Origin of the sequence: Janthinobacterium sp. YR213, assembly GCF_900099875.1 — a bacterium.
Taxonomy (GTDB): domain Bacteria; phylum Pseudomonadota; class Gammaproteobacteria; order Burkholderiales; family Burkholderiaceae_D; genus Janthinobacterium; species Janthinobacterium lividum.
Map to the genome: position 1 here is coordinate 134,664 of NZ_FNDA01000001.1, position 19,558 is coordinate 154,221.

Here is a 19,558-nt window from a genome sequence, read left to right on the forward strand (position 1 = left end):
GCTGATCCATGACGATAGTAAACAAGCATTGGCGCGTGTTCGGCGCCTCCGTCACGGGCAAGGCGCACCTGGATAAAGATATTCCTTGCCAGGATGCGCACGCACATGCCGTCGTGGACGATGTTTTGGTCGCCATCGTCTGCGATGGCGCCGGATCGGCCCGCCTCAGCGAGCAGGGCGCGCAGTTTGTTGCCGCGCACGCCGTGCAGGCGCTGGCCGGGCGGCTGGAGCAGGGCGCCAGCGTGCAGGATTTGGCGGACGGCGCGCTGGCCGGCACCCTGGCGCAGATCCGCGCCGCGCTGGACGACATCGCCCGCGCCGCCAACGCCACCCTCGACGACTACGCTTCCACCGTGGTGGGCGTGGTGATGGGCAGCGACAACGGTTTCTTTTTCCACCTGGGTGACGGCCTGGGCGTGGCGCAGCTGAACGATGGCGGCGAACTGATCTCGCTGCCCGCCAACGGCGAATACGCGAACGAAACCTATTTCATCAGCGGCGAGCGCTGGCGCGAACAGCTGCGCCAGCTGCCGATTCCCCAGGCCGTGCGCGGCATCGTGCTGATGTCCGACGGCTGCATGCCCTTTGCCATGAGCAAGAACAATGGGGCCCTGTACGCGCCATTCATGGATGCCGTGCAAGCTTATCTGCGCACGGTCGACAGCGTGGAGCTGGGCAATGCGGCGCTGGCGTCTACCCTGGCCGACCCGCGCACGCACCAGATCACGGGCGACGACAAGACCTTGCTGCTGGCCTTGCGCGCATGAGCAAGAAGCAAGGTGTGACACCGGGCCTGAGCCCGGGGGGAAAAATTTGGCTGGATAAAGTCCGCAGCCTGGTCTTGGGCAAACTCGTCAAGAGCGGCGGCGCAGGCAGCGTGTATCTGTTGCCGGGCGCGCCCGCGCAGGTCGCCAAGCTCTACCATCCGCACCTGGACCGGGCCGCCAACCGGCGCAAGCTCGAAGCGATGCTGGAACTGTCGCCCGAGCTGCCCGATCAACTGGAAAACGGCAAACGCTACGTCCAGATCGCCTGGCCGCAGGCGGCCGTGTTCGACGGCCAGGGTGGCTTCGCCGGTTTCGTCATGCCTTTGCTGGACATGGCGCAGACGGCCGAGCTGGAACAGATCATGCAGGAGCGGCAAGCGCGCGCGGCAGGATTGCCCACGGGACTCGGTCCCAAGCTGACCCTCGCCGCCAACCTGGCCGCCGTCATCGATGCGCTGCACCAGCAGCAGCATTACGTGGTCGATCTGAAACCCGTGAACCTGCGCTTTTACCGCGACTCGCTGTACATCGCCATGCTCGACTGCGACGGCTTCAGCATCCAGGGCCATGCGGAGCGTTTTCCTGCCGAGCAATTCACGGCCGACTATCTGGCGCCGGAATTCCAGCGCAAGGGCATGCCGGCGGGCACGGAAATGGCGCAAGACCGTTTTGCGCTGGCCGTCGTCATCTTTCAGTTGCTCAACTTTGGCATCCACCCGTACAGCGGGCGGCCCGGCAGTGCGCAAGTGGCGACCGACATTCCCGGGCGCATCCGCGACGGCTGCTACGCGTACGGCATAAAACGCCACAAGCAACTGGCGCCGAACGCCACCAGTGGCCACGCGCTGATGCCGCCCGAATTGCGCGCCATGTTCGACCGCGCGTTTTCCCCATCCCCCAAACCGCAGCGACCATCGGCGGCCGATTGGGCGCAGTTGCTGCGCGGCTATGCGCAGCGCAGCGGCGGCAAGCTCGTTGTGTGTACGGCGAATCCCGAACACCAGCATTTTGCGGGCCAGGGGTGCGCGGCGTGCGCGCGCGACAAGGTCATCGCTGCGGCCGCGCAAGCTTCGGTGCAGGCACAGCAGATGCAGTTGCAACAGCCGCCGCAGCAGCGCAGCACGCGCGGCGCGCACCATACGGCGCCGGGGCAGGCGCCCGTGCGGCTGCCTGCGGGTGCCGCGCAGGCCAATGCGGGCGGCATTTCCGGCAAGGGCTGGGCCGTGGTGGTGCTGCTGATCGTGCTGTTCCTGATCGGCTTTACGGCCTGGACCTCGTCGCCGGACGAAGTCAAGGACAAGGCCAGCCTGCAGGCGCAAGCGGACCAGGCGGCTGGCCTGGAAGTATTCAGCTGGCGCCAGCGCAAGGCGGCCGGCTTCCAGCAGTCCGATGCGCGCAAGGCCGTGTACAGCTTGTCGCAAGCGATGACCAAGGGCGACGATGACGCCGTCACGCGCGGCTTGCAGTTGCTGTACCGGGCCGGCGAGGACAAGTCGTCGCGCTACGAGGGTGACAAGGTGCGCGCGCGGCTGCGTACCACTTTGATGGAAGGCCTGGGCGCGATGCCCGGCTATGCCCCCGAATTGGCGAAGACCTATCTTGACCAGTTGCAAGCCGACCCGCGCGATCACCTGGCAGCGGCGGCCATGGGCCGCATGCACCTGAGCTTGAACGAACCGCAGGCGGCGCGCCAGTACTTCGAACAAGCCGTGTGGGGTCGTCCCACCGATGGCGTGGCCTGGCTCGGCATCGCGGCCACGGCCCTGCTGCGTGGCGGCGATGAGCAGGATGCCGTCAACCTGGTGGGGCTGGCGCAGCTGACGTCTTACCGTTACGCGGTAGAAAACGCCATGCCGACGGAACCGGGCCAGCCGTCCGACAATGGTGTCGCCGCCACGGAAAAACGCATGGACCGGGCCGCCAAGGTGCTGCGCCTGGCCCAGGGAGGGGGCTACCAGAAGCGCTGGGACAAGGCGCTGGCCGATGGCGCACTGCTGGCGGCAAAACTCAAGGCCTTGCCGCCCTTGCCGGACCAGCCTGCGGGCGTGCTGCGCGAGACGATGACGACGGTTGATTACGGCGTGCTCGACAAGCAGAATGCTACGGGCGAAAACCGCTTGACCCTGTCGATTGCCGCCGACGGCAGCCTGACGCATGCGGTGGCAGAAATGCCGATGGAACCCCAGTTGAACAAGGTCATGCAGGACAGCGTGAAGCGCTGGACCTATTTGCCGGCCGTCAAGCATGGCCAGTTGCGGGATGCCAAGGCGGAGGTGCTGGTGCGCTACCGCAATGGCCGGGTCAGCTTTGTGCCGGCCGAGCCGCGTGTCTCGCCAGACGATTAAAGGAATGACATGAAAATCAAGACCCTCTGCGCGCTGCTTGGCGCTTCCTTGCTGTGGCCCGCGCTGTCGCAGGCGGAAATCGTGCAGCGCCAGGTGCTGACAGCCATCGCCGCCGAGCAGGACAGCGAAGGCGGCGACGTGTTCACGATTGCCGGCACGACGGCCTGCGGCGGCAAGCAGATACGCATGGATGCCCGCTCGGTGAACCTGGACGAGGCGCCGTACGAAGCGCTGAAAGTCCAGCTTGCTGAACGCATGCGCGCCAGGACGCCCATGCTCGTCACCCTGAAAAAATGCCCGGAGGACGCGAGCGTGCCCATCGTGCGCCAGATCGCCGCCTGCACGCCAGCCGCCTGCGCCGATGGCCGGGCGCGGCTGTACCTGCACGAACGTTTCTACCCCATCGAGCAGGAAAACGCGCCCAACGTGCTGCTGTTGCCCTTGCCGAAAGGCAAACTGCCGGGCACGTGGAAGGTGGAGATTTATAGCGTGGCGGGACACAAGCTGCGCCTGTCGGGCCAGGTCAACCGCGCCGACTATGCGCAGGGCGAGCTGGTGGGCGGCTATGTCGCGTATTACCCCGACGGCAAGATCGAGAAACAGGTGGCGCAGGATGGGCAGGGCCGGCAGGATGGCGTTACCAGCCTGTATCGTGCGGATGGCAGCCTGGAATCGCGTGGCAGCTGGCGGCATGGCTTGCCGGAAGGCACGCACCAGCAATATCACGCCACGGGCCAGATGCGCGAGGCCAGCGTGTACCGCGAGGGCAAGCGCGTTGACGGCCCCGTGCAGACGTTTGACGAAAATGGCAAGTTGAGCACCAGTTATGTGCTGCGCGACGGACGCATGGAAGGCGAATTGATCGCGTATTTCCCGGATGGAAAAGTGTCGAACCGCACGCAAGTGAGCAAGGGCAAGTTCAATGGCAGCACCACGGATTACTATCCCGATGGCAGCATACACAGCAGCATGACGCAGCGCAACGATCTACCGGTCGGGGAAGCGCTGGAGTTTTATCCGGATGGCAAGGTGCAAACCCGCCAGCAGTATGGTGATGACGGTGGATTGCTGAGCATCCAGCGCTACAGCCCTCAAGGCGTGCTGGTACTGGAAAGACGTTGGGATGCGAAGTTGCGCGAGCAAGGCACGTCGCGCTCGTGGTACGAGAACGGCAAGCCCGAGCAAGCCATCGAGTACGTGAATGACTGTCGCGACGGTTGGAGCCGCAGCTGGCACGAGGATGGCAGCTTGAAGAGCGAATGCCGGTATGTGGCCGGCAAGGCCCAGGGCGCATGTGGTGAGGCGCCACCAGCGCCGGAATTGCAGCGCAAGGAGCAGGCATGGCGCGCACTTTGAAACATCTGTTTGGCGCCATGCTTCTGTTGCCGGCGCTGGCCCACGCCGAGATCGTGCAGCGGCAAGTGATCACGGCGATCACGGCCGCGCCTGGCAGCGGCGATGTGCTGACGGTGGCCGACGATACGGGCTGCGGCGGACGGCAGCTGCGCATGGATGCGGCGTCAGTCGGACTGAACGAGGAGCAGTATGGCGTCATGAAGGCCGAGCTGGCCAACATGATACGCGACAAGAACCCTTTGCTCGTGCGCCTGCGCGCCTGCCCGGCGCCCGGCCGGACTGGGGCCGAGGCCATTCCCGTCATCCACATGCTGCGCGGCTGCGATGCGCACTGTGCCGATGGCAAGGCCCGTTTATATTTGAACCACAACCTGTCGCGCGGCGAGGTGATGGAAGAGGCGCGCTATGCGTTGGTCCTGCCGCTGCCGCCCGGCAAGACACCGGGCACCTGGCAAGTCGAGATCTATCATGTGCGCGAAGGCGAGCCGAAGCGGCTGATTGGCCACGTCAACGATCCCGATTATCTGCGTGGCAAGCTGGTGGGCAACTACAGCATGTATTACCCGCATGGACAAGTCGAGATGCAGGTGGCGCGCGATGGACGCAGCTTGCGGGAGGGTGTGCAGACCCTGTATTACCCGGACGGCAAGGTTTCCATGCGCAACACGTGGCGCAATGGCGTGCAGGAGGGTGAGGAACAGGCTTATCACCAGAATGGCAAGCTCCTCGAGTCGCGCACCTACCGCAACGGCGCCCGCGCCGATGGTGTGGTGGAAACGTTCGACAAGGACGGCAAGCTGCGCACGCGCACGACCCAGGTCAAGGGCCGGACGGATGGCGAGCTGCTGCTGTTCTATCCGGATGGCGCCGTGGAAAGCCGCAGCCGGCATGACAACGGCATCATGACGGGGCCCAGCACCCGCTATTTCCCGGATGGCAAGGTGCAGCGCACCGCCAATTACCTTGACGGCAAGCCAGTCGGCGAGAGCGTCGAATACTATCCGGACGGTAAAGTCGCCATCAAGCGCACACACAGCGGCCACTTTGTCTTGCGCAGCACACAGCGTTTCAGCCGGACGGGCGTATTGATCGTGCACAAGCTGTGGAACGAGGGCGGCCGCGAGGAGGGCGCGCTGCGTTCCTGGTATGCGAATGGCAAGCCGAGGCAGCTGATCGAGTACGTGGATGGCGAACGCCAGGGCTGGACGCGGCACTGGCGCGAAGATGGCAGTGTGGAAAGCGAATGCCGCTATGTGGCGGACGAGCCGCAGGGGGCGTGTACGGGGGCGTCTGCGAAGATGTCGTACACGGAGGATGGGATCGAGTTTGAGATGCCGGAGGCTTGATACTTGACGTGTATTCCAACGGTGCTGCGGCAGTTTGATAAATACCGCATTTATCTAGATGGTTGCATATTTACTACAGGAAATCAGTCAATTTCCTCTATTTGTATTGGAAAGAAATACTTTATTTTTTACCTATGAGAATTGGCCTATAGTCACCATACCAAAAAATATAGCCTCAAGGAAACGGCAATCTTTTTTGCGGGCGCAACGACACGCCACTATGCCGGAACCTGAAAGAAGTAAATGATCAAATACTTAGCGATATCAATGGTGTTGTTCACCAGCATTGCCAATGCCCAAGTGCATGTAAATGGGTACACGAAAAAAGATGGAACTTACGTGGCACCGCATCAAAGAACCGCACCTGACAGCACCATTTCGAATAATTACAGCACACAGGGCAATGTCAATCCCTACACGGGGAAGGCTGGAACTGTTCCAAATCAAGCAGATAGCCCTTACGGATATCAGCCTCAGGCAAAGCCAGCGCCACGCCAGGAGATTCAACCACTGCAACCTCTACCATCGTTACAACCAACGCAGCCACTGCCACAGCCGTCTGTGTGGGGAACGCAAAAATAAAAGAGAAGGGCGGTCTGATGAGCCGCAAGGGAGTATGCCGGTGAGGCATCTCCCCGATCACGAACAGTCTACCGGTGCGGTGGCGTCAGCACGCTGGCTATCGCCTTCGGCAACGTTTCCGGATAATCGCGGCTGAAGTGCAAGCCGCGGCTTTCGCGGCGGGACAGGGCGCTGTTGACGATCATCGAGGCCACGTCGACGAGGTTGCGCAGTTCCAGCAAATCGTGGGTGATGCGGAAGTTGCGGTAGTACTCGTCGATCTCTTCCTTCAAGAGCGCGATGCGGTGCTGGGCCCGTTCCAGGCGCTTGGTCGTGCGCACGATGCCCACGTAATTCCACATGAAGCGGCGCAGCTCGTCCCAGTTGTGCGAAATCACCACTTCCTCATCCGCATCCGTGACCCGGCTTTCATCCCAGTCGGGCAGGTATGGCGTGCCCAGCTTTTCCTTGCTTTCGATATCCTGCGCGCAGGCGCGGCCGATGACGATGCATTCCAGCAAGGAATTCGAGGCCAGGCGGTTCGCCCCATGCAAGCCCGTGCAGGCTGTCTCGCCGACCGCATACAGGCCCGGCAAATCGGCCCGGCCCGCCAGATCCGTCACGACGCCGCCGCACGTATAGTGGGCGGCGGGCACGATGGGGATAGGCTGCTTGGTGATGTCGATGCCCAGTTCCAGGCAGCGCGCGTAGATGGTCGGGAAGTGTTCGATGAGGAATTCGGCCGGTTTGTGGCTGATGTCCAGGTGCACGTAATCGAGGCCCCGTTTCTTGATCTCGAAGTCGATGGCGCGCGCCACCACGTCGCGCGGCGCCAGTTCGGCCCGTTCGTCGTGGGCCAGCATGAAGCGCTGGCCGGCCGCAGCGCCCGCTTCGGGCGGCAGTTTCAGCAGGCCGCCTTCGCCACGGATGGCTTCTGTGATCAAAAACGATTTCGCGTACGGGTGGTACAAGCACGTGGGGTGGAACTGGATGAATTCCATGTTCGACACGCGGCAGCCGGCGCGCCAGGCCATGGCGATGCCGTCGCCGCTGGCCGTGTCGGGATTCGTTGTATATAAATACACCTTGCCGGCGCCGCCCGTGGCCAGCACGGTGTGCTCGGCGGCAAACGTCAGCACTTTACCCGTTTGCTCATCCTGCACGTACAGGCCGTGGCAATGGGGCTGGGCATTGCGCTGCGTGGGCTTCATGCCCAGCTTGTCGGAGGTGATCAGGTCGATCGCGCAATGGTGTTCGAACAGCGTAATGTTCGGGTGGGCGCGCACCTTTTCTTCCAGCGTTACTTGCACGGCATGCCCGGTGGCGTCGGCCGCGTGGATGATGCGGCGCTGGCTGTGTCCGCCTTCGCGGGTCAGGTGGAAACCCAGCTCGGCCGTGGCGTCGCGGGTAAACGGCACGCCTTGCTCGATCAGCCATTCGATGGCTTCGCGGCCGTGCTCGACGATGTAGCGCGTGGCGCTCTCGTCGCACAGGCCGCCGCCGGCGATCAGGGTGTCTTCGATGTGCTGCTGGTGGCTGTCGCCCGAGTCCAGCACGGCCGCGATCCCGCCTTGCGCCCAGTTGCTGGCGCCATCGAGTAGCGCGCGTTTGGAAATGATCGCGACGGTGCGCGTCTCAGCTAAATGCAGTGCAACCGATAAACCCGCCAGGCCACTGCCGACAATCGCTACATCAAATTTCATGACATTTATCTTTTTTCAGGGGAAGCATACTATAGTCCATTTCACATCAATCGGTAATGTGTTGAGATAAATTCTGCCAGTGAAAGATAGCTGGGGCCGTAGCTTGTGGCGTATCAATGTCTTCGTGGAACAGTTCGCCATGATGGCAAGACCGGTGGCAAGCCGCCCTGTGCGCGGCGTGCCGCCTTTGCCGCAGGAGGCCCCATGATCCGCATCTTCAGCCATTACGTCTCGAAAACAGCGTTTATCTTGCTGTTGCTGGAAATCATGATCCTGCTGCTGTCGGCCACCCTGACATCCTTGCTGTGGCTGGCGGATGGCAGCCGCGTGCTGCGGGTGAGCGAGGTTTACCTGTCTTCCTCGATCTTTGCCCTGGTAATCGTTTTCAGCATGAGCGCGCTGGGCATGTACCAGCACCGCTCGCGCGAAGATATCCGCAACACCTTATTGCGCATCCTGCCGTCGTTCGCCTTGGGTTTTGCCGTGCTGAGCGTGCTGATCCGTTTTATTCCTTCCTTGCATTTCGGACGCGGCAGCGTGCTGATCTTCGGCCTGGGCGCCATCGGCGTGCTGCTGGCGCGCCTGGTGGTGTTCAAATCCTCGCAATCGGCGCTGATGGAAGGCCGGCTGATCCTGGTGGGCGGCGGGGCGCTGGCGCGCGAATGCATGGAGCTGGCGGCGAGCAAGATCGGTTTCCACCAGTTTACGGTGGTCGGCTGCATCGATGTGGCGGGCGAGCGCTGCTGCGTGCCGGCCTCGGCCTTGCTGCCGGCCGAACCGTCGCTGCTGGCCATGGCCCAGCGCCATGACGCGCATGAGATCGTCGTGTCCGTCAGCGACCGGCGCAATGGCGCGTTTCCTGCCAAGCAACTGCTGGAATGCGCGCTGGGCGGCGTCAAGGTGATCGACGCGGCCACGTTTTTCGAGCGCGAAGCGTGCCAGATACGCATCGATTCCCTGCAACCGAGCTATCTGATCTATGGCGGCGGCTTCGACCAGAGCTTTTTCCGCGCCGCCTCGAAGCGCCTGTTCGACCTGGCTGCCAGCGGGGTCATCTGCCTGACGGCGCTGCCCGTGATGCTAGTGACGGCCCTGTGCATCCGCCTGGAAGATGGCGGCCCCGTGTTTTACCAGCAAGAGCGGGTAGGGCGCGACGGCTTGCCCTTCAATGTGCTGAAATTTCGCAGCATGCGCTGCGACGCGGAGCGCGATGGCAAGCCCATCTGGGCACTGGACAACGATGCGCGCATCACGCGCGTGGGCAAGCTGATCCGCAAGCTGCGGATCGACGAGCTGCCGCAAATGCTCAATGTGTTTCGCGGCGAGATGAGTTTCGTGGGACCGCGCCCAGAGCGCGCCTACTTTGTCGAGCAACTGAAGGAGCAGGTGCCGTACTACAACATTCGTCACAGCATCAAGCCAGGCATCACGGGCCTGGCGCAGGTGCGCTATCAATATGGCGCTTCCGTCGACGATGCGGTGAACAAACTGCAATACGATTTGTATTATGTGAAGAACAATAGCCTGTTCCTCGACTTGCTGATCCTGCTCGACACGGTGCAGGTAGTGCTGTTTGGCAAGGGCAGCCGATGATACGGGCGCAGTCGGACTGGCTGGCGGCGGCCGACGCGGCGGCCCTCAGCCATGGCCTGGCGTCGCTGGCTTTCTTCGTGCTGGCGCTGCTGCTCATCAGCAACTGGCGCGCGCGCCAAAACGTGCGCGCCTTGCTGGTCGCTTGCCTGGCGACGGGCGGCTGGGCCACGGGCGCGGTGGTGCTGGTGCTGCTGGGACAGCGCACCGCCTTGGCCGGCGATGCGCTGGAACTGCTGCGCACCCTGGCCTGGCTGGTGTTTTTGCTGCTGCTGATCGAACCGTCGCGGCCCCGCCTGCGCCTCGTGCTGGCCGGCATCGCCCTCACGGCGTTGGCGCCCTGGCTGTTCTCCCTGGCTTCATCCTGGCTGGCATTGCCATTGCCTGCGCGCATCATTGCCAGTGTCTGCCGTTTGCTGCTGGCCGTGCTGGGCATGTTGCTGGTGGAACAGTGGTACCGCAACACGCCACCGTTGAAACGCTGGGGCATCAAGTTTGCCTGCCTGGGCGTGGGCGGGCTGTTCGCCTACGATTTCTATCTGTACAGCGACGCCTTGCTGTTTCGCACGGTCAACGATGACATCTGGGCGGCGCGCGGCATCGTCGACGCCCTGTGCGCGCCACTGCTGGCCGTCTCTGCCGCGCGCAATCCGGGCTGGGCACTGGGCCTGTCCGTCTCGCGCCAGATGCTGTACCGCTCGGCTGCCTTGCTGGGCTCGGCCATCTACCTGCTGGCCATGGCGGCCAGCGCCTATTACTTGCGCTATTTCGGCGGCACCTGGGGTTCCCTGATGCAGATGGCTTACCTGGGTGGCGCGGCCCTGCTGCTGGCGGGCGTATTGTTTTCCGGCAGCCTGCGCGCCAAGCTCAAGGTGACGATCAATAAACATTTTTACAATGCCATCTTCGATTACCGCGAGGAATGGCTGCGATTTACGCGCGCGCTGTCCGAGGATGGCCCGGCGCTGGGCGAACGCACGATACAGGCCATGGCGCAGCTGGTGGAAAGCCGCGCCGGCGCGCTGTGGATCTTGCGCGAACAGGGGCAATTTGCTCCGGCCGCCAGCTGGAACTGGCCGCCGGGCACGTGGAGCGAGCCGGCGTCCGGTCCCCTGTGCCAGTTTCTGGAGGCAAGACTCTGGGTGATCGACGTGCCCGATTGCCAGCAAAATCCGCGCCAGTACGGCGGCTTGCGCTTGCCGCCCGCGCTGCTGGCGCTGCCCGACGTGTGGCTGCTGGTGCCCTTGATGCTGCATGGCCAGCTGTTCGCCTTTGTCGCACTGGCGCGGCCCCGCACGCGCATCGGCTTGAACTGGGAAATCCGCGACGTGCTGAAAATTGCCGGCAGCCAGGCCGCCAGCTACCTGGCGCACCGCGAGTCGCTCGATACCCTGACGGTGGCGCGCCAGTTCGACTCGTTCAACCGCATGTCCACTTTCATCGTGCACGATCTCAAGAATTTGGTGTTCCAGTTGTCGCTGCTACTGAGCAATGCGGAAAAGCACCGCGCCAATCCCGCCTTCCAGGAAGACATGCTGGGCACCCTCGACCATTCCGTGCAGAAAATGAAGACCTTGCTGCAAAAACTGGCGCGCGGCGAGGCGCTGGAAGCACCGGCGCCGCTGCTGCTCGACGGCTTGCTGCGCCAGGCCGTGGCGGCCAAGGCCAGCCTGGCGCCGGCGCCCCGGCTGGAAATCGTCGATGGTGAACTGACGGTGCTGGCCAACCGCGCGCGGCTGGAGCGGGTGCTGGGCCATTTGATCCAGAACGCCATCGAGGCGACGGCCAGCGATGGCAAGGTGGCCGTGCGGCTGCGGCGCGTACAGCACACGGCCGTTGTCGAGCTCGACGATACGGGGCAGGGCATGAGCGAGCAATTCATCCGCGAGCGCCTGTTCAAACCGTTCGACACGACCAAGACGGCAGGCATGGGCATCGGCGTGTTCGAAAGCCGCGAATACCTGCGCGAAGTGGGCGGCAGCCTGGAAGTGCGCAGCGAGCCGCAGGTGGGCACGACGTTTCGCGTGATCCTGCCGCTGCATGCGGCATAGCAAAGGAGTGGGGTGCCATGGGCAAGCAAAAACTGTTGGTCATCGAAGACGATCCCGGCCTGCAAAAGCAGCTGCACTGGAGCTTTGACGGCTACGAAGTCTTGCTGGCGGGCGAGCGCGAGGCGGCGCTGGCGCTGGTGCGGCGCCACCAGCCGGCCGTCGTGACGATGGACCTGGGCTTGCCGCCCGATCCGGACGGTGCCACGGAAGGCCTCGCCACCTTGCAGCAAATCCTTGCGCTGGCGCCGGACACGAAAGTCATCATCCTGTCGGGCAACCAGGAGCGCGCGCATGCCTTGAAAGCCATCGCGCTGGGCGCCTACGATTTCCACCAGAAGCCGTTCGAGGCCGACATGCTGGGCCTGGTCATTGCCCGCGCGTTTTATCTGCACGCGATGCAGCAGGAAAACCGCCGCATGCTGCAGACGCAGGCGGATTCTCCGCTGGCCGGCATCGTCAGCCGCGACCCTGGCATGTTGAAACTGTGCCGCAGCGTGGAAAAAGTGGCGCCCTCGTCGGCCAGCGTGATGCTGCTGGGCGACTCGGGCAGCGGCAAGGAACTGATTGCGCGGGGCTTGCATGCGCTGTCGAGCCGCCATGCACAACGTTTCGTGGCCATCAATTGCGCTGCCATCCCGGAAAACCTGCTGGAAAGCGAGCTGTTCGGCTATGAGCGGGGCGCGTTTACGGGCGCTGCCCGGCAAACCCTGGGCAAGATCGAACTGGCCCATGGCGGCACCTTCTTTCTCGACGAAATCGGCGACATGCCGATGGCGCTGCAGGCGAAATTGCTGCGCTTCTTGCAGGAAAGAGTCATCGAAAGGGTGGGCGGCCGTGCCGAGATCGCCATCGACGTGCGCATCGTCTGTGCCACGCACCAGGATCTGAAAGTGCTGGCGGAACAGGGGCGTTTCCGCGAAGACCTGTTTTACCGGCTCAGCGAAATTGTCTTGCGCATCCCGCCGCTGCGCGAGCGGGCCGGCGATTGCACCTTGCTGGCGCAGCATTTCAAGAACAAGTTCTGCGCCAGCGAAGGCCGCAGCAACCTGCATTTCAGCGCCGGCGCGCTGCAGCTGATCGAGACGTATGGCTGGCCCGGCAATGTGCGCGAGGTGGAAAACTGCATCAAGCGGGCCGTCATCATGAGCGACGGGCCGCAGATCGCGGCCGATGACCTGGGCTTGCCCGCCAGCGCCCAGGCCGCTCCCGCCGATGAATCCATCAATCTGCGTCAGGCCCGCGAAGCGGCCGAGTACAAGGTCATGGTGCGCGCGCTGGCCCGCGCCGACGGCAATATCGCCAAGGCGGCCGAACTGCTGGGCGTGAGCCGGCCCACCCTGTATGACTTGATGGGGCACCACGGCATCAAGTAAGCCGTCTTACTGATATGGATTAAATATCAAGATTGTGTATGGCGTCGCACATACGCTGGCGCCGTCACGGCGCATCCTAGCCTCATCAACAACAAGGAGGGGTTATGAACGCGATCAATTTATTGATGAAGGACCACAAGGCCGTCAAGGCCCTGTTTGCGCAGTATGAGAACCTGAGCGACCGCTCCTTTGCCACCAAGAAAAAACTGGCCGACCAGATCTGCCAGGAATTGACCGTGCACACGCAGCTGGAAGAAGAAATCTTCTACCCGGCCGTGCGCCGCCCGATCCATGACGGCGACCTGATGGATGAAGCCGTCGTCGAGCATGCGAGCGCCAAGGAGCTCATCGCGCAGATTACCGCGATGGATCCCGCCGACGACCTGTACGACGCCAAGGTCAAGGTGCTGTCCGAGCAGATCGAGCACCACGTCAAGGAAGAAGAGGGCGACATGTTTCCCAAAGTGCGCCATACGGCCGTCGACCTCGACGCGCTGGGCAAGGAAATGGCCGCGCGCAAGGAACAGCTGACGGGCGTCGCCGCCTGAGCGGCTTAAAAAATCAACAACCAAGGGAGTATTCCATGCAAGCTACACAATTGTCCGTGTCGGACCTGAACAATCCGGGCGTATCCTGGGGTGCCGTGCTGGCGGGTGCAGCCGCCGCGGCCGCCTTGTCCTTCATTTTGCTGATCCTCGGCGTGGGCCTGGGCCTGTCGTCCGTGTCGCCGTGGTCGTTCAACGCGACGGCCATCGGCGTGTCGACCATCGCCTGGCTGGCCTTCATGCAACTGGCCGCGTCCGGCATCGGCGGCTACATGGCGGGCCGGCTGCGCGTGAAATGGAGTTCCATCCACACGGATGAGGTGCATTTCCGCGATACGGCCCACGGCTTGCTGGCCTGGGCCGTGGCCACCCTGATTACCGTGGCCGTGCTGGCCGGCGGCACGCGTGCCGTGCTGAGCGGCGCCATCGACGCGGGCAGCGGCGTGGCGGCTGCCATAGCCCCCGCAGCGGCAGCGGGCGAAGGTGCTGCTGGCGCTGCAGGCGCCAAGCAAGGCGAGGGCAGCGGCGCCAATCCGCTCGACTATTTCTCGGACATGCTGCTGCGCGCCGCGCCTGCCGCACCGGCTACCACCGCCACCGGCACCCTGGCGGCGCCTGCGGCCAATGCCAGCACCGCCGAGCAGCGCGTGGAAATCGGCAAGATCTTCGCCACCGGCCTGACCACGGGCAGCCTGGCCGCAGATGACCGCGCCTACCTGGGCCAGGTCGTGGCCAGCCGTACGGGCTTGACGCAGGCGGAAGCGGAAGCGCGCGTCGACGCCGTCTACGCCCGCGCCGCCAAGGCTGCCGCCGATGCCAAGGCTGCTGCCCAGCAAGCGGCTGAAACGGCCCGCAAGGCCGGTGCCCACACGGCGCTGTGGATGTTCGTCGCCTTGTTGCTGGGCGCTTTCGTGGCCAGCCTGGCGGCAACGTTTGGCGGCCGCCAGCGCGACCATGAGCGCGTGCTGCGCCATGTGACCATTTAATTCACCGATTTAATCTAGGAGACTGCCATGCGTTCCATCCTCTTGCTGCTGCTGGGCATTCCACTGCCCATCGTCATACTGATCGCCCTGTTCGTACATTAATAAGACGTTGACGTAAAAAAAACGGCGCCCGCCGCAAGCCGGGCGCCGTTTGTGTTGAAGCGGGTCCATGTGTAAGATGGCGCGATCTTTCCACCGAGACTATCCATGAATGTGACCGCCATCCGTCCCTTGCTGAAAACCGCCGCCATCGCTGCCTTTGCCTGCGCCGTGCTGGCCTCGTGTTCCACCCTGATCGGCCCGCGCGACGTGAATGTGTCGCTGAGCAAGATGCAGCAAGGCCTGGAACGTCGCTTTGCCATCGACAAGCGCGTGCTGTCCGTGCTGGATGTCAAACTGACCCACCCGCAACTGTCGCTACAGCCCGAGCGCGAACGGGTTGCCCTCAGCGTGGACGCCAGCGTCTTGCCGCCCTTTATCCGCCAGAGCTGGCGCGGCAGCCTGGCCATGTCGGGCCGCCTCGTGCTCGACGCCCAGCGCAACGCCGTCTACCTGAGCGAAGCGAGCGTGGACAAGGTCGCCATCGATGGCATGGACGAGTCGCAGCAGCGCCAGTTCGCCAAGGTGGCCAGCCTGGTGGCCGACCAGCTCATGCACGAAACGCCGATCTATACGTTCAAACCCGACGAATTGCGCTATGCGGGCGTGCAATTCGTGCCCACGCAGATCCGCACCACGGGCAATGGGTTGACGGTGACGTTCGAGCCGGTGAAGTAGGCTAGGCCTCGAACGCGGGCGCGCCGATTTGCGTGGCCGTGTTATTGCGCGGCGTCGCCTCTTCGTGGAACAGGTCAGCCAGGTACTCGCACAGCGCATCTGCTTGTATATCGTCCGGAATAATGAAATCGGCGGGCCTGCGCTTGCCTTCCGCACCGAGATAGAAGGCGCGCCAGGCGCCCTGACTCTGCCGGACGCCAATCAGCGTGCCGAAAATATTGAATCTGAATTCCTGCATCAAACCTCTCCAGTTATAGAGCCAGGCAAAAAGATGTGGCGAGCGACAGGTATGGCTATTGCTAGATGGTAACATTTGCTGATCATCGGCGCGGGCTTGAGGTGTGCTTCAGCGAACATCGGATCACAGGAGTTGTTCAACCGCCATTGTTGCCCCGCAAGCAGGCCGACTATAATCCTGCCTCTCATGCCTGGACACAGCATGTTCCCCAACATGAAGTTAAAACAATTAAAGGAATCTTCGTGAAACGCTCACTCATCAGCGCCGCCTGCTGCGCCTTGTTCGCCTTCTCCTCGCCCGCGCTGTACGCCCAGCAAGGCACTACCGCCGCCGCGCCCGTCTCCGGCATCGACCTGAAAACCCTGGACCCTGCGGTCAGCCCCAGGGATGATTTCTACGGCTACGTCAACGGCGTCTGGACGCGCAATACGGAAATCCCGGCCGACAAATCCGTCTGGGGCACGTATATCGAATTGCGTGAAATCGCCCAGGGCCAGTTGCGCGGCCTGATCGATGCCACCGTCAAGAACCCCGGCAAGCCCGGCAGCGAAGCGCACAAGATCGCCGACCTGTACACGAGCTTCATGAACGACAAGGCGCGCAATGCGGCCGGTTTCAAGCCGCTGCGCGCCGAACTGGCCCGCGTCGCCGCCGTCAAGGACAAGAAAGACTTGCCGGCGCTGCTGGCCTACCTGCAAGGCAATGGCGTTGCCACGCCGTTTTCCGCCTATGTGGCACCCGATGCGCAAGACCCCGAGCGCTACACGGTCAACATCAGCCAGTCCGGCCTGGGCTTGCCTGACCGCGATTACTACCTGAAGGAGGACGACGCCAAGCTGCAAGCCGTGCGCGCCAAATACCTCAAGCATATCGAAACCATGCTGGCCATGAGCGGCGACAAGGCCGCTGCCGCACACGCGGCGCAAATCCTCGACCTCGAAACGCGCCTGGCGGCCGTGCAGTGGACGCGCGTGCAGATGCGCGATCCCGTCAAATCGTACAACCGCGTCGATTTCGACAAATTCGCGGCACTGGCGCCGGCCTTCGACTGGAACGCCTACTTTACTGCCGCCGGCCTGGCGCCGAAAGCCACGTCGGCCGTGGTGCGCCAGCCCAGCTTCATGACAGGCTTTTCCGAGACCGTGGCCGCCGTGCCGCTGGAATCCTGGAAGAGCTATCTGAACTGGCGCATCATCGAAAGCTATGCTTCCTTCCTGGACAGCGCCACGGTCAAGGAGCGTTTCGCCTTCGACGGCACGGTGCTGCGCGGCGTGCCGCAAAGCGAACCGCAGTGGCAACTGGCGCTGCGCTTCACGGATGGCGCCATCAGCGACGCCGTCGGCAAGCGTTACGTGGAAATGTATCTGCCGCCGGAAACCCGGCCCCGCGTGATGGCCATGTTCGACAATTTCGTCGCCTCGTTCAAGGATGGCATCGAGCAGCTCGACTGGATGGGCCCGGAAACCAAGAAGGAAGCCCAGCTCAAGCTGGCAGCCTTGAAGCCGAAGATCGCGTATCCCGATACCTGGCGCGACTACAGCAGCATGCAGACGCAGCCGAATGACCTGATCGCCAACGTGCGCGCCGCGCGCGCGTGGAGCCGCCAGCAAAACCTGGCCAAGCTGGGCAAGCCGGTCGACCGCGACGAATGGTCGATGACGCCGCAAACCGTGAACGCCAGCTACAGCCCTTCGCTCAACGCCATCACGATTCCGGCCGCCATTTTGCAGCCGCCATTCTTCAACGTGAAGGCGGAAGATGCCGTCAACTACGGCTTGCTGGGCATCACCTTTGGCCATGAAATTAGCCATGCCTTCGACGACTCCGGCAGCCAGTATGACGCCAAGGGCCGTCTGCGCAACTGGTGGACGGCGGAGGACCGCACGGCGTTCAAAGCCCTGGCCGCCGGCCTCGTCAAGCAGTATGGCGCCTACAGCCCCGTGCCGGGCTACCACATCAATGGCGAACTGACCCTGGGCGAAAACATCGGCGACAATTCCGGCCTGTCGATCACCTACAAGGCGTACCAGCGTTCCTTGAACGGCAAGCCTTCGCCAGTCATCGATGGCTTGACGGGCGAACAGCGCCTGTACATCGGCTTTGCGCAGAAATGGCGCGCGAAACTGCGTCCCGAAGCGGCCATCGCGCAGATCAAGAGCGACCCCCATTCGCCGGGCGAATTCCGCGCCAAGGGCACGGTCAAGAACCAGCCCGGTTTCTATGAAGCGTTCGGCATCAAGCCAGGCGACCCGATGTACCTGCCGGCCGAGCAGCGCGTGATCATGTGGTAAGCAGGTAGGGCAGTTGGGCAACCGCGCCGCGGACTATTCCTTGGCGTGGTTGAGCGTGTACCTGGGCAGCTCCACCGTCAGGTCTTCCTGGGCGAGGCGGGCCTGGCAGGACAGGCGCGAATGGGGCTGCAAGCCCCAGGCCTGGTCGAGCATATCTTCCTCATTGTCGCCCAGTTCGTTGAGCGTATCGAAACCCTGCACCACGACCACGTGGCAGGTGGAACAGGCGCCGACCTGGCCGCACGCGTGTTCCATGTCGATCTTGTTGAGCAGCAATGCGTCGCAAATGCTCATGTTCTGCGGCGCGTCAAACACGGCGCCGTCGGGGGCCAGCTCGGGATGGGGCAGGACGGTAATTTTTGGCATGCGGGATTCTCCTTGATGTCGCTTGAATACCGCTACCTTGAACCTTCCCGCCTTGATAAGGTCAAGCGCAATGTTGCGCCTGAGCTGGGGCTTTCTGCGCTTACATCTTCGATGCCGGATGTTCCGCCAGCGGGACAAATTGGCCGGTAGCCTCGTCGAGCGCGTCCAGTGAGCCATTTTCGATGTCATACACCCAGCCATGCAGGGTCAGGCGCTTTTGCGTGATGCCCAGCGCTACCGATGGGTGCGTGCGGATGTTGTTGAGTTGCGCCACGACATTGGCGCGTACCATGCCGTCGATGCGGTCCTGTTCCGTGGCATGCTCGATCGATTCATTGATCATGCGCGCCGCATCCGCGTGCCGCAGCCAGTTCTTGACCGCCGGCATGTGATCGAGGCAGGTGCAGGTGGCGATGGCCTTCATCGCGCCGCAATCGGAATGGCCGCAAATGACGATGTCCGTCACATTCAGGGCCGCAACGGCAAATTCGACGGACGCGCTCACGCCGCCCGGTTCCGGGCCAAACGAGGGCACGATGTTGCCCGCGTTGCGAATCACGAACAGTTCGCCAGGTTCGCGCTGCGTCACCAGTTCCGGCACCATGCGGCTGTCGGAACAGGAAATGAACAGGGCCTTGGGCGTCTGTCCCGTGGCCAGTGTCTTGAACAACTCTCGGCGTTCAGGAAAGACTTCCTTCTGGAAACGTAGAAATCCGGCAATGATGTCGCGCATAAATAAAAGAAGAGAGTGGTGTGAGCCCGTATTATCGCCGATGTCAGCGCGGCTGGCTTGCCGGCTGGCCGGTTTGAGGCCCCGTAATGCAGCGATCGAGATGCTCGATCAATTGCAGGAACACGCGTTTATCGGCAATGTGATTCATCGTGTTGCTCATGAAGACGTCGCTGGCGGCCGCTGCCACGGCACCGCGGGCTTGTGCGCAGGCGGCATGCAGTTGCGCGCGGTCAAGCTCAAGCAGCGCCGCGGCGATGCCTGCACGCGTGAAGTCGAAGGCATCGATGCCGCAACAGCCGGCGGCGCAATAGGTTTCCAGGCGGCAGATCAGCGGCCACAGCCCCTCCAGGTGCTCGTCGATGCCGACGGCTTGCGCATAGCGCTCGCCGAGGTCGATGTGCTCGATCCATGCGTCTTCGGCAATCTGGATATCGTATTGATGGTCGCGTTCCGTCATGTTTGCTTTCCCGCATGCGCGGTGACTGTCTGATAGAGGCGCCATCGTACCGCAAGCGCGGCGGTAGCTGGCA

Annotated in this window: 17 protein-coding genes; 12 read left to right on the forward strand and 5 right to left on the reverse strand. The window is 63.0% G+C overall.

The window, feature by feature from the left end; all coding sequences use genetic code 11:
• The first annotated feature begins 8 nt into the window (after positions 1 to 8).
• From BLT98_RS00570 to BLT98_RS29040, 5 genes are all read left to right on the forward strand, one after another.
• Positions 9 to 767, forward strand: a complete 759-nt coding sequence (locus BLT98_RS00570; RefSeq protein ID WP_092604801.1) for a PP2C family serine/threonine-protein phosphatase — start codon at positions 9 to 11, stop codon at positions 765 to 767.
• A complete protein-coding gene (locus BLT98_RS00575) occupies positions 764 to 3,112 on the forward strand; it encodes a hypothetical protein (RefSeq protein WP_092604802.1) in 2,349 nt (782 codons plus the stop codon). The genes BLT98_RS00570 and BLT98_RS00575 overlap by 4 nt, the downstream gene beginning before the upstream one ends.
• Positions 3,113 to 3,121: 9 nt before the next feature.
• Positions 3,122 to 4,468, forward strand: a complete 1,347-nt coding sequence (locus BLT98_RS00580; RefSeq protein WP_092604803.1) for a toxin-antitoxin system YwqK family antitoxin — start codon at positions 3,122 to 3,124, stop codon at positions 4,466 to 4,468.
• Positions 4,453 to 5,814 (forward strand): toxin-antitoxin system YwqK family antitoxin, encoded by a 1,362-nt coding sequence (locus BLT98_RS00585; protein ID WP_092604804.1) that lies wholly within the window; start codon positions 4,453 to 4,455, stop codon positions 5,812 to 5,814. Before BLT98_RS00580 ends, BLT98_RS00585 begins: the two co-directional genes overlap by 16 nt.
• A gap of 243 nt (positions 5,815 to 6,057) precedes the next feature.
• Positions 6,058 to 6,396, forward strand: a complete 339-nt coding sequence (locus tag BLT98_RS29040; protein WP_170846248.1) for a hypothetical protein — start codon at positions 6,058 to 6,060, stop codon at positions 6,394 to 6,396.
• Positions 6,397 to 6,464: 68 nt separating this feature from the next.
• On the opposite strand, the gene nadB is transcribed toward BLT98_RS29040, so the two are convergent.
• Complete coding sequence (nadB, locus tag BLT98_RS00590; RefSeq protein WP_070279521.1) at positions 6,465 to 8,078, reverse strand: L-aspartate oxidase; 1,614 nt, start codon at positions 8,076 to 8,078, stop codon at positions 6,465 to 6,467.
• Between the two features lie 204 nt (positions 8,079 to 8,282).
• Here nadB and BLT98_RS00595 point away from each other — a divergent pair, with 204 nt between their 5' ends.
• The 6 genes from BLT98_RS00595 to BLT98_RS00620 all read left to right on the forward strand — a co-directional run bounded on the left by BLT98_RS00595 (position 8,283) and on the right by BLT98_RS00620 (position 15,400).
• A complete protein-coding gene (locus BLT98_RS00595) occupies positions 8,283 to 9,671 on the forward strand; it encodes a TIGR03013 family XrtA/PEP-CTERM system glycosyltransferase (protein ID WP_092604805.1) in 1,389 nt (462 codons plus the stop codon).
• Positions 9,668 to 11,719, forward strand: coding sequence for an XrtA/PEP-CTERM system histidine kinase PrsK (prsK, locus tag BLT98_RS00600; protein ID WP_092604806.1), 2,052 nt, complete (start codon positions 9,668 to 9,670; stop codon positions 11,717 to 11,719). The genes BLT98_RS00595 and prsK overlap by 4 nt, the downstream gene beginning before the upstream one ends.
• A 17-nt stretch (positions 11,720 to 11,736) precedes the next feature.
• Positions 11,737 to 13,092, forward strand: a complete 1,356-nt coding sequence (gene prsR / locus BLT98_RS00605; protein ID WP_092604807.1) for a PEP-CTERM-box response regulator transcription factor — start codon at positions 11,737 to 11,739, stop codon at positions 13,090 to 13,092.
• A gap of 104 nt (positions 13,093 to 13,196) precedes the next feature.
• Positions 13,197 to 13,640, forward strand: a complete 444-nt coding sequence (locus tag BLT98_RS00610; RefSeq protein ID WP_034787351.1) for a hemerythrin domain-containing protein — start codon at positions 13,197 to 13,199, stop codon at positions 13,638 to 13,640.
• 35 nt (positions 13,641 to 13,675) lie between these two features.
• Complete coding sequence (locus BLT98_RS00615; protein ID WP_092604808.1) at positions 13,676 to 14,623, forward strand: hypothetical protein; 948 nt, start codon at positions 13,676 to 13,678, stop codon at positions 14,621 to 14,623.
• Between the two features lie 207 nt (positions 14,624 to 14,830).
• Positions 14,831 to 15,400 carry a DUF1439 domain-containing protein gene (locus BLT98_RS00620; protein ID WP_092604809.1) on the forward strand — a complete coding sequence of 190 codons (570 nt, stop codon included), beginning with the start codon at positions 14,831 to 14,833 and terminating at the stop codon, positions 15,398 to 15,400.
• Position 15,401: 1 nt separating this feature from the next.
• On the opposite strand, the gene BLT98_RS00625 is transcribed toward BLT98_RS00620, so the two are convergent.
• Positions 15,402 to 15,638: a DUF7661 family protein gene (locus BLT98_RS00625; protein ID WP_092604810.1), complete on the reverse strand. Its 237-nt coding sequence runs from the start codon at positions 15,636 to 15,638 to the stop codon at positions 15,402 to 15,404.
• A gap of 242 nt (positions 15,639 to 15,880) precedes the next feature.
• Between BLT98_RS00625 and BLT98_RS00630 the strand changes: the two genes are divergently transcribed.
• On the forward strand, positions 15,881 to 17,929 hold the full coding sequence (locus tag BLT98_RS00630) for a M13 family metallopeptidase (RefSeq protein ID WP_092604811.1): 2,049 nt from the start codon (positions 15,881 to 15,883) through the stop codon (positions 17,927 to 17,929).
• Positions 17,930 to 17,962: 33 nt separating this feature from the next.
• Here the strand turns inward: BLT98_RS00630 and fdx are convergent, their stop codons facing one another.
• The 3 genes from fdx to BLT98_RS00645 form a co-directional block, all read right to left on the reverse strand.
• Complete coding sequence (gene fdx, locus BLT98_RS00635; RefSeq protein WP_034787357.1) at positions 17,963 to 18,295, reverse strand: ISC system 2Fe-2S type ferredoxin; 333 nt, start codon at positions 18,293 to 18,295, stop codon at positions 17,963 to 17,965.
• Between the two features lie 100 nt (positions 18,296 to 18,395).
• Positions 18,396 to 19,028, reverse strand: a complete 633-nt coding sequence (locus BLT98_RS00640) for a carbonic anhydrase (RefSeq protein WP_034787358.1) — start codon at positions 19,026 to 19,028, stop codon at positions 18,396 to 18,398.
• 43 nt (positions 19,029 to 19,071) lie between these two features.
• Positions 19,072 to 19,485 (reverse strand): DUF6331 family protein, encoded by a 414-nt coding sequence (locus tag BLT98_RS00645; RefSeq protein ID WP_092604812.1) that lies wholly within the window; start codon positions 19,483 to 19,485, stop codon positions 19,072 to 19,074.
• Positions 19,486 to 19,558 lie beyond the last annotated feature (73 nt).